At 38.9% G+C, this 10,486-nt stretch carries 12 protein-coding genes; all 12 read right to left on the minus strand.

All coding sequences use genetic code 11. The features are described 5' to 3' along the window. Positions 1 to 306 carry an NADH-quinone oxidoreductase subunit NuoK gene (gene nuoK / locus N9Y32_05290; protein ID MDB2590427.1) on the minus strand — a complete coding sequence of 102 codons (306 nt, stop codon included), beginning with the start codon at positions 304 to 306 and terminating at the stop codon, positions 1 to 3. Further along, the gene (locus N9Y32_05295) at positions 306 to 917 is read right to left on the minus strand and encodes an NADH-quinone oxidoreductase subunit J (protein ID MDB2590428.1); all 612 of its coding nucleotides are present in this window, start codon (positions 915 to 917) and stop codon (positions 306 to 308) included. The genes nuoK and N9Y32_05295 overlap by 1 nt, the downstream gene beginning before the upstream one ends. Positions 918 to 929: 12 nt before the next feature. Further along, positions 930 to 1,421 carry an NADH-quinone oxidoreductase subunit NuoI gene (gene nuoI, locus N9Y32_05300; protein ID MDB2590429.1) on the minus strand — a complete coding sequence of 164 codons (492 nt, stop codon included), beginning with the start codon at positions 1,419 to 1,421 and terminating at the stop codon, positions 930 to 932. Positions 1,422 to 1,432: 11 nt separating this feature from the next. Next, positions 1,433 to 2,509, minus strand: a complete 1,077-nt coding sequence (gene nuoH, locus N9Y32_05305) for an NADH-quinone oxidoreductase subunit NuoH (GenBank protein ID MDB2590430.1) — start codon at positions 2,507 to 2,509, stop codon at positions 1,433 to 1,435. Beyond that, positions 2,509 to 4,767, minus strand: coding sequence for an NADH-quinone oxidoreductase subunit NuoG (gene nuoG / locus N9Y32_05310; GenBank protein MDB2590431.1), 2,259 nt, complete (start codon positions 4,765 to 4,767; stop codon positions 2,509 to 2,511). The genes nuoH and nuoG overlap by 1 nt, the downstream gene beginning before the upstream one ends. Continuing rightward, a complete protein-coding gene (gene nuoF, locus N9Y32_05315) occupies positions 4,767 to 6,035 on the minus strand; it encodes an NADH-quinone oxidoreductase subunit NuoF (protein ID MDB2590432.1) in 1,269 nt (422 codons plus the stop codon). Before nuoF ends, nuoG begins: the two co-directional genes overlap by 1 nt. Next, positions 6,032 to 6,505, minus strand: a complete 474-nt coding sequence (locus N9Y32_05320; protein ID MDB2590433.1) for an NAD(P)H-dependent oxidoreductase subunit E — start codon at positions 6,503 to 6,505, stop codon at positions 6,032 to 6,034. Before N9Y32_05320 ends, nuoF begins: the two co-directional genes overlap by 4 nt. 2 nt (positions 6,506 to 6,507) lie before the next feature. Then, the gene (locus N9Y32_05325; protein MDB2590434.1) at positions 6,508 to 7,761 is read right to left on the minus strand and encodes an NADH-quinone oxidoreductase subunit D; all 1,254 of its coding nucleotides are present in this window, start codon (positions 7,759 to 7,761) and stop codon (positions 6,508 to 6,510) included. A 2-nt stretch (positions 7,762 to 7,763) separates the two neighbouring features. Continuing rightward, entirely contained in the window at positions 7,764 to 8,378 is a 615-nt protein-coding gene (locus N9Y32_05330) for an NADH-quinone oxidoreductase subunit C (protein MDB2590435.1), read from the minus strand. Positions 8,379 to 8,380: 2 nt separating this feature from the next. Beyond that, positions 8,381 to 8,860, minus strand: a complete 480-nt coding sequence (locus N9Y32_05335; GenBank protein MDB2590436.1) for an NADH-quinone oxidoreductase subunit B — start codon at positions 8,858 to 8,860, stop codon at positions 8,381 to 8,383. Positions 8,861 to 8,863: 3 nt separating this feature from the next. Next, on the minus strand, positions 8,864 to 9,220 hold the full coding sequence (gene ndhC, locus N9Y32_05340) for an NADH-quinone oxidoreductase subunit A (GenBank protein MDB2590437.1): 357 nt from the start codon (positions 9,218 to 9,220) through the stop codon (positions 8,864 to 8,866). Positions 9,221 to 9,298: 78 nt separating this feature from the next. Beyond that, positions 9,299 to 10,486, minus strand: a 1,188-nt coding sequence (gene tldD / locus N9Y32_05345; GenBank protein ID MDB2590438.1) for a metalloprotease TldD, incomplete at its 5' end; no start/stop codon positions are given.

Here is a 10,486-nt window from a genome sequence, read left to right on the forward strand (position 1 = left end):
TTACCCCTTCAAGCTGTTAGTGACGTCAACATCGATCGATCCGCGCACTCTAAATAAGAGTGTCAAGATGGCCAATCCAATGGCTACTTCTGCAGCCGCAACAGTCAAGATGAAAAATACAAATATCTGGCCCGCTTCATTACCCAGAAAATGAGAAAAGGCAATAAAATTAGTATTAACTGCTGCCAAAATAAGCTCTACACACATCAACAAAGTAATAATATTAGTACGGTTAACAAAAATACCCACTAAGCCAATACAGAAAATAACACTACTTAAAATTAAGTAATCACTCAAACTGACCATTACTTATTCTCCTTAGACGATGAGGTGATTGATACGATTCGCACTCTATCTTTTGCTCTCACATTAACCTGTTCAGAAATAGATTGTTGCTTTCGGTTGATTTCTTTTTTATGTACCAAAGTGATGGCAGCAATAATAGCTATTAGCAATAATACTGCAGCTAATTCAAATGGATATACATAGGTTGTATAAAGTTGTAAAGCCAACTCGGTAATATTACTATAATCTGCACCATGTCTTGCAGGTGCTGGAATAACGTCTAATCCAAATTGGGCATTACCTAATACTAACGTCATTTCAGCAATAATAATTAACGCGACAATAAGACCAAGTGGTAAATAACCAGCAAACTTAGCACGCAGTGTCGACTTGTCAATATTAAGCATTTTAATAACAAACAAGAACAGTACCATGACAGCACCCACGTAAACAAGAATCAAAGTAATGGCTAAAAATTCAGCCTCTAACAAGATCCAAACACTTGCCACTGAAAAAAAACTCAGCACTAAAAATAATACTGCTTTTGCTGCATTACGAGAAAATATCATGGCTAGCGAGGATGCTATCAACCAAAATGATAAAAAATAGAAAATTATTTGTTCGGAGCCCATTTTTGTTTATCCTTATCGATATTTAGCATCTTCAGATCTTGCTTGGCTAATGCTTTCTTCATTGTCATCGCCTACTTTTAACAATCGATCCTTAGTCATAATACTGCCGTCTCTTGATTCAAATGCATATTCAAATATCTGCGTTTCAACAATTGCATCCACTGGACATGCTTCTTCACAAAAGCCACAAAAAATACACTTAAATAAATCAATGTCATATTGGGTGGTGCGTCTTGTTCCATCGTCACGCATTTCAGATTCAATAGTGATCGCGTTAGCTGGGCAAACTGCCTCACACAGTTTGCAAGCAATACAACGCTCTTCTCCATTTGGGTAGCGACGCAATGCATGTAATCCTCTAAACCTTGGAGAAATTGGCGTTTTTTCTTCCGGATACTGCACGGTAGTTTTGGTATTAAAAAGCTCTTTTCCGGTAATCTTCATGCCCGAACGTAACTCACTTAAGCTAAGGCTTTTTATTATTTTTTTCAGTTTATTAATCATCTCTTAACCTTTTATGAAAACCACGGACCAATGTGTAATTGGGTCATTATTGCGACCACAAAAATCCAAAAAATAGTGATGGGTAAAAATACCTTCCAACTCAGACGCATAATCTGATCATATCTAAAGCGTGGAAAAGTTGCTCTCACCCATAAATACAGGAACATAAAGAATGTCGTTTTTGCTAATAGCCAGATAATGCCTGGCACCCAAGTAAAGATATCTTCAAGATAAGCAATTCCTTCAAATGGAGAGTGCCAGCCACCAAAAAATAGAATTACTGCCAGCACTGCCATTAGAATCATATTGGCATATTCTGCTAGGAAAAATACAGCAAATGTCATGCCAGAATATTCAACATGGGTTCCACCTACGATTTCTGATTCACCCTCGACTACGTCAAAAGGTGCTCGATTGGTTTCAACTAATGCTGAGATGAAAAAGATAATCATCATTGGAAATAAAGGAATAAAGTACCAATTTATAATGCCGCCCTGTTGGTCGGCCACAATGGTATTAAGATTAACACTGCCTGCAATCATAACAACCGTTACTAAGGCAAAGCCAATCACGATTTCATAAGACACTAATAGCGATGCACTTCGAAGTGCGCCTAGTAAAGGGTACTTTGAGTTAGATGCCCAACCAGCCAAGATAATACCGTACACGCCAATTGAACCAATCGCTAAAACGTACAGCAAACTTACATCTAAATTAGTTACGTAAATACCTTCATCAAAAGGAACAACCGCCCATACAGCAATCGCCGGTGCAATCGCCAAGATAGGAGCGAGTAAAAATAAATAAATATTAGCTTTGCTTGGGAAAATAATTTCCTTAGTCATTAGCTTTAAGGCATCCGCAATTGGTTGCAACCAGCCTTTAGGGCCGACACGATTTGGGCCAATTCTCAGCTGCATATAGCCAATAACCTTACGCTCTGCATAAGTAAAGTAAGCAACAACTAGTAACAGTGGCATAATGAGAGCCATTGCCTTAATTAAAATAATGACAATCGCGGCAACATTCCCATTAAACCAAGGCAATAACTCGTTCACCAACATAACAAAAGACTGCCAAATTTCCATCATGAGGCGCTCCTTATGTCAGTCGCTTGATTACTACTCACAAAGACACATCGATCGGCAACGCTATCGCTAACAACTACTGGAACCCCTAAATAAGTATTGCCGCATTCTAGTGATAATTCTTTTGCAGTAGCACTGTTCATTGAGGCTGAATTGGTTTGTCCAATTTTACTACTGCTTAATGATTTAGCGTGTCTTAACAATGCGTCGGAATGATAAGCAGAGTGTGTCCAAATTGTTTCAATAGACGATGATTTCTTTTCCAAATCTATTGTTGCATCATACTTATTCTCGTAAATTTTTTGATGTCTAAGCTCTTCTGATACCTGGGTAACATTTTCATAGTGAAAACCTGGAAGTTCTAATAAATCAGCAAATACTTTTAAAATTTTCCAAGCCGGCTTAGCTTCTTCTGGCGCTTTAACAGCTGCTGCAAACGATTGCATATCATGGTTGATATTAACATGGCTACCCGATGTCTCATACATCGCTGCCATTGGTAATAAAACATCAGAATATTGAGCTACTAACTCATTTTGAAAACTATTTAAGGACACTACAAATACATCTTCTTTTGACAAAGCTTCAACAGCCGAGTTTGAATGATGAAAATCGTATTCAGGGTATATATCTAGCAGCAAAAAGGCGCTCATATCGGCTGCTAGCATCTCATTGGTATTCATACCTTTATTCGTTGGTAAAAAATGGGCATATTGCGCACCGAGAGTATTGGCGCTACTACTCACATTTAATGTTTTACCATTGACTTGTTTAGCGATCTCAGTGACTAATTGAGCAATGCTAGCAGCTTGGGTATTGTTAATAACATGCTCACCTACTACAATCACTGAGCGTTCAGAGTCTAGTAATTTACCCGCTAGGTTAATCGACAACTCACTAGGGCTAAACTTCGCTAAGTACACTGGAATCTCTAAAGACTTTTTCTCCAAGATAACTTTCAATACGCCCGCTAATGTTGTTGCCATTTCATTAGGTGAAACGGTTGAATGACTGGTTTTATGGTTGTAATCAAATGCTTTCACATTTAAAGCAGAAATAGTGGCGCCAGCTAATTGAGCCTTGCGCAATCTGTGGTTAATCATTGGCTGTTCTAAACGCAAATTCGCACCAATAACCAACACATTATCAACACACTCTAGATCACTTAACTTAATATTAGAATCTAGGTGAATTGGACGATCTAGATCATTAACATTCAAACGATAGTCTATATTTTCACAACCTATTTCTCGAAGCATTTTTTGCATCAAATAAAGCTCTTCAGTGGTTGCTGTACTTGAAGCTAAACCACCTAATTTGTCAGATTTACGACTGTTTAATACATCTTTATTTAAGCCTTTAACAGCAAAATCTAGTGCAACATTCCATTCAACTTCTTTCCATTGGCCTTCTACTTTAATTTGTGGCAATAAGAGTCTATTTTTATGAGAAAGCCCCTCATATGAAAAACGATCTCTATCTGAAATCCATGTTTCATTGATTAATTCATTGTCACCTGAAACAACACGCTTAACTAGCCCTTTATAAGTTTGTGCATATAAGTTTGAACCGACTAAATCATGGCGCGCAACACTATCCGCTGAAGCCATTTGCCAAGATCTTAGCTCGTATCTAAATGGTTTGGAGGTTAAAGCGCCTACTGGGCAAACATCAATCATGTTTCCAGATAATTCAGAAGTAATGCCTTCTGCTAAAAATGGCTCAATTTTTAAATCCTCGCCTCGTCCTGTGCCGCCCATTTCCATAATACCGGCAATCTCACTACCAAATCGAACACAACGGGTACAGTGAATACAGCGAGTCATATCTGTTTGGATTAACGGCCCAATATCGCTAGGCGCAACAACACGTTTACCTTCACTAAAACGAGAAACGTCAGAGCCATATTCAACTGCAACATCTTGTAATTCACACTCACCACCTTGATCACAAATTGGGCAATCTAGTGGGTGGTTAATTAACAAAAATTCCATCACTGCCTTTTGAGAAGCTTTGGCTTTTTCATTTTGTGTGTGAATCTTCATGCCATCAGAAACAGGGGTTGAACAGGCAGTTTGTGGCTTTGGAATGCCCTCTATGTCTACCAGGCACATTCGACAAGAGGTTGAGACTGATAATTTCTTATGGTAACAAAATCTTGGAACGCTAATACCTTCTCTATCAGTAATAGTAATTAATCGTTCTCCTGCTTTCGCATTAACGATATTGCCATCAATTTCAATAGTAATACTGGCCATTATTTCTCCACCATGCTTTTTCCATGTTCAATATAGTATTCAAACTCTTCACGGAAATTTCTTAAGAAACTTTCAACTGGCATTGCTGCAGCATCACCCAGAGCGCAAATCGTATTGCCCATAATTTTTTCTTGCACACCCATGAGTAAATCTATATCTTCAGCCTTACCCTTGCCATCCATAATACGTTTTAGAACTCGGTATAGCCAGCCTGTGCCTTCACGACAAGGCGTACACTGCCCACAAGATTCATCATAATAAAAGTGCGCTAAACGCGTCAATGCTTTAACCATGCAGGTTGACTCATCCATAATAATCACAGAACCTGCACCAAGCATTGAACCTGCTTTATCAATACCGTCATAATCCATAGTCATGCCCATAGCAGCTTCTGCGGTTAAAACAGGCGTAGAAGATCCTCCAGGAATAACTGCTTTAAGTTTTGCACCATTTCGCATGCCGCCTGCGAGCTCTAATAGTTCTGAAAATGGCATACCCATAGGTACTTCAAAATTAGATGGATTATTAACATGTCCAGTCACAGAGAATAACTTGGTACCACCAGAATTTTCTACACCAAGATCAGCAAACCATTGACCACCTCTATACATAATTTCAGGGACAGAAGCAAAGCTTTCAGTGTTATTGATGGTAGTTGGTCTACCATATAGACCAACATTTGCAGGGAAAGGTGGTTTAAATCTTGGCTGACCTTTTTTACCTTCAAGTGACTCTAATAAGGCTGTCTCTTCACCAACAATATAGGCGCCTGCGCCCAGGTGAGAATACAGATCAAAACTTACTTCTGAACCATTAATATTTTTACCTAATAAACCAGCTGCGTAAGCTTCTTTAAGAGCGCCCTCAAAGCGGTTAAACGGCTCCATAAATTCACCACGGATATAGTTATAACCAATAGTCGCATTCATTACAAAACCACCAATAGCCATACCTTCAATAACTGAATGTGGATTAAATCGCAAAATATCACGATCTTTACAAGTGCCCGGCTCGCCTTCATCTGAGTTACAAACGACGTACTTTTGCCCTTGCGCATTGCGCGGCATGAAACTCCATTTCAACCCTGTTGGAAAGCCTGCACCACCACGACCTCTTAAGCCTGAGGTTTTTAATTCGTTAATAATTTCATCAGGTGTATATTCACCTTTAAGAATTTTGCGCCATGTACTGTAACCGCCACTAGCTTCATAGGTTTCTAGCGACCAACACTGGTCTTTATCTATATTTTTAAAACAAACTTCATTCATTTTAAACCATCCACAATATCATCGATTTTTTCAGCTGTTAGGTGTTCATAGTACTGATCATCAATTTGGAACATCGGCGCACCTACACAAGCACCTAAACACTCTACTTTTTTCACACTAATTAAGCCATCTTTAGTTACTTCTCCGGTTTTAACGCCTAATTTAACTTCAAGATGGGTAATTAGATCATCAGCGCCATTCAACATGCACGAAATATTGTGACAAAATCGAATAATATGTTTACCTACAGGCTTATGATTATAATTTTCATAAAATGTAGCCACTTCAGCAGCGGCAATACCTGGCATATCTAAATAATCAGCCACAGCTTGGATTGCTTCTGATGCTAGTTGGTTGTTATTTTCTGCTTGGACCAATTTTAAAGCTTCCATCACAGCAGAGCTTTGCTTGCCTTGTGGATATTTTTCAATCCAACTATCTATTTGTTTTTTCGTGCTATCTGAGATTATCATTATCTATCAATTTCTCCAAAAACAATATCCTGCGTTCCAATAATAGTTACCACATCCGATAGCATATGCCCTTTAGACATTTCATCCATAGAAGCCAAATGTGCAAAACCAGGCGCTCTAATCTTAACGCGATAAGGTTTATTTGCACCATCAGAGATTAGGTAAATACCAAATTCGCCTTTGGGGTGCTCAATCGCTTTGTAAACTTCACCCTCTGGCAATGAATAACCTTCAGTAAACAATTTAAAGTGATGAATCAAAGATTCCATATCATCTTTCATGTTTGTGCGCTTAGGTGGTGAAACTTTTTTATCGTCGCTCATCACCGGACCAGGGTTTGCTTTTAGCCATGAGACACATTGACCAATAATTTTATTAGATTGGCGCAATTCTTCCATTCGTACTAAATAACGATCATAGCTATCACCAGTTACGCCTACTGGAATATCAAATTCTAATTTATCGTATACGGCATAAGGTTGATTTTTTCTTAAATCCCAAGCTACACCAGATCCTCTTAACATGGGACCAGTAAAACCTAGTTGCTTTGCGCGCTTAGCACTAACAATACCAATATTCACTAAACGCTGTTTCCAAATTCTATTTTCGGTCAATAGATCGTCATATTGCTTAATATGGCGTGGAAATTCTTTTACAAAATCATCAATAAAATCAAGCAATGAGCCTTGACGATTTTCATTTAATGCTGTTATCTCTTTGTCACTACGAGAATCTGTTTTTAAATATTTTGGCATGCGATCTGGTAGATCACGATATACACCACCTGGGCGATAATAAGTTGCATGCATACGTGAGCCTGAAACTGCTTCATAACAATCAATCAACTTCTCACGCTCACGAAAAGCATATAGAAAAATACTCATTGCGCCAACATCCAATGCATGCGTACCTAGCCACATTAGATGATTAAGAATTCGTGTAATTTCATCAAACATAACACGAATATATTGAGCACGTTCTGGCACTTCAAGCTCAAGCATAGTTTCAATGGCCATTACATAAGCATGCTCATTACACATCATAGAAACATAATCTAGGCGATCCATGTAACCAATGGATTGATTGTATGGCTTAGACTCGACTAGCTTTTCTGTGCCGCGATGAAGCAGGCCAATATGTGGATCAGCACGTTCAATAACTTCACCATCAATCTCTAGAATTAGGCGCAATACACCGTGCGCTGCTGGATGTTGAGGGCCGAAGTTAAGTGTATAGTTACGCATTTCAGACATGTTTACTTCCTGATTACTTTAGGAACACTAATATTAGGCTCGATACTTACTTTTTCATAAACAACTCGACCAAGTTCTTCATCATAGCGCATTTCTACCTCACCAATCTGTGGGAAATCTTTGCGCAATGGATGACCAACAAAACCATAGTCCGTCAAAATTCGACGTAAATCAGTATGATTTTCAAACAAAATACCCATTAGATCAAACGCTTCACGCTCATACCAGTCAGCAGATGCCCAAATACCAGTCACTGACTTAATAATTGGCTCAGCCTCATCAACAAATGCTTTCACTCTAATTCGATAATTTTTACTAACAGAAAGCAAATGATAAACCACCGCAAAACGCTGCTGATGTCTATCCTCTCCGCCTTGAGCACTTCGACCTCTAGAATAGCCTGAGTTACTTGAATTATGAGCCCATTCTGATTGGCCATAAGTTAAGTAATCAACACCACATAGATCTATCAAAGTATCAAATGCAAGTTGATCGCGTAGCTTTAGACAAGTGTCAATAATATTGGCACTCTCAACAGTTAATGTAAGCTCACCATAAGTTGAAACTAAATTAGCGCCTTCAAAAATTTCTTCTAATTGTTCTTTTAATTTTTGCATGGTTATGTACGAGCGATAGTGTTAGTGCGACGAATTTTATCTTGTAATTGCATAATGCCGTACAATAATGCTTCTGCAGTTGGCGGACAACCTGGTACATAAATATCAACAGGGACAATGCGATCACAACCACGAACTACCGCATAAGAGTAATGATAATAGCCACCACCATTTGCACATGAGCCCATGGAGATAACCCATCGAGGCTCTGGCATTTGGTCGTAAACTTTGCGTAAGGCAGGTGCCATTTTATTGGTCAGTGTGCCAGCAACAATCATTAAATCTGACTGTCGAGGGGTTGGTCTAAAGACAATACCAAAACGATCTAAGTCATAACGTGAAGAGCCTGCTTCCATCATTTCTACCGCACAACAAGCTAAGCCAAATGTCATTGGCCACAATGAACCTGTTCGTGCCCAGTTAATGACACTGTCGAGTGAGGTTGTTACAAACCCTTCTTTCATTAAACCTTCAATAGCCATTGTCTACTCCCACTCCAACGCACCGTGCTTCCATTCAAAAATAAAGCCAACTACTAACAAGAATAAAAAGATGCTAATTGCGATAAATCCAAACCATCCAAGTTGAGATTGCACGACAGCCCATGGGAAGACAAACGCCACTTCCAAGTCAAACAAAATAAACAAAATAGCGACTAAATAATAACGTACATTAAAGTACATACGTGAGTCATCAAAAGCAGGGAATCCACACTCAAACTGAGAGTTTTTCTCTTCGTCAGGCTTGCTGGGGCCTAGCAAATAACCAATTAACATCGGTCCGGCACCAAATCCAAGTCCCAGCATGATAAATACAACAATAGGCAGATAGTTTTCTAACACCCAGCGCTCCAACGTAAAAAATTCAATCTAAACATTATATCTAATTTATTCATTATGTGATATGTGAAAGTATGCATTTTATGAATTTAACTGCGTCCCGCCAACGGTTAATTCGTCTATCTTAAGGCTTGGCTGCCCGACGCCGACTGGCACAGATTGTCCATCTTTTCCACAAACACCAATGCCACCATCCAGCTTTAAATCGCTTGCCACCATAGAGATTTTTTTTAACACCTCATCGCCAGAGCCAATTAATGTGGCACCTTTAATAGGATGAGAGATTTTTCCATTTTTAATTAAGTACGCTTCATTGGCACTAAATACAAATTTACCAGACGTAATATCAACTTGGCCGCCATCAAAATTAAGGGCATAAATACCATCATCAACAGAAGCTATCATGTCATCAAGATTATCATTGCCATTAAGCATGTAAGTGTTGGTCATTCGTGGCATCGGCATATGGGCATATGATTCACGTCGACCATTACCAGTTGACTCAACTCCCTTCAACTTAGCATTCATTTTGTCAAACAAATAACCTTTAAGTATGCCGTTTTCAATCAATGTTGTGTTTTGGGTTGGTACGCCTTCATCATCCACCGTTAAACTGCCGCGTCTGTTAGCTAATGTGCCATTATCAACAATACTACATTTTGAACTAGCAACTTGCTCACCAATTCTGTCAGTGAAAACCGAAGAGCCTTTGCGATTAAAATCACCTTCTAGACCATGACCAATGGCTTCATGTAGCAAAACACCTGGCCAACCTGGACCCAAAATAACAGGCATGTTTCCAGCTGGAGCGCCCTTAGATTCTAGTGCCACTAGTGCTTGTCTGATTGCCTCAGCAACATAAATTTCATCTAGGTTATGATCAATAAAATAACGATAATCATAACGACCACCGCCACCACTTGACGCTGATTCAATACGTCCGTTGTGCTCAACAATTACGCTCACACTAACGCGAACCATAGGGCGATAATCTTTTTGATAAACACCATCACTTGAAGCAATTAGCACTTCAGAATAAGCGCCAGAAATAGATGCACTGACTTGTTTTACTTTTGGCTCTTTTCTAGCCAGCATATCAACACGATTTAAAAAATCTACTTTCTCTTTAGAGCTTAAGCTGCCCAATGGGTTTAAACCACTATATTTAGCTATTTCGGGCACTGATTGAAAAGTCTGCATTTGCACCGGTGTATTGCTAGTGCTAATTCCTTTGGCAAAGCTAATAGCTTTATCAATAGCATTTATATT

This window comes from Candidatus Thioglobus sp. (assembly GCA_028228555.1).
GTDB lineage: Bacteria > Pseudomonadota > Gammaproteobacteria > PS1 > Pseudothioglobaceae > Thioglobus_A.

Bases quoted from the DNA above. Each gene is read 5' to 3' on its own strand.
- nuoF (MDB2590432.1), bottom strand. From the start codon at position 6,035: ATGAATGAAGTTTGTTTTAAAAATATAGATAAAGACCAGTGTTGGTCG.
- nuoH (MDB2590430.1), bottom strand. From the start codon at position 2,509: ATGGAAATTTGGCAGTCTTTTGTTATGTTGGTGAACGAGTTATTGCCT.
- N9Y32_05335 (MDB2590436.1), bottom strand. From the start codon at position 8,860: ATGGCTATTGAAGGTTTAATGAAAGAAGGGTTTGTAACAACCTCACTC.
- nuoG (MDB2590431.1), bottom strand. From the start codon at position 4,767: ATGGCCAGTATTACTATTGAAATTGATGGCAATATCGTTAATGCGAAA.
- N9Y32_05330 (MDB2590435.1), bottom strand. From the start codon at position 8,378: ATGCAAAAATTAAAAGAACAATTAGAAGAAATTTTTGAAGGCGCTAAT.
- nuoK (MDB2590427.1), bottom strand. From the start codon at position 306: ATGGTCAGTTTGAGTGATTACTTAATTTTAAGTAGTGTTATTTTCTGT.
- nuoI (MDB2590429.1), bottom strand. From the start codon at position 1,421: ATGATTAATAAACTGAAAAAAATAATAAAAAGCCTTAGCTTAAGTGAG.
- N9Y32_05325 (MDB2590434.1), bottom strand. From the start codon at position 7,761: ATGTCTGAAATGCGTAACTATACACTTAACTTCGGCCCTCAACATCCA.
- N9Y32_05295 (MDB2590428.1), bottom strand. From the start codon at position 917: ATGGGCTCCGAACAAATAATTTTCTATTTTTTATCATTTTGGTTGATA.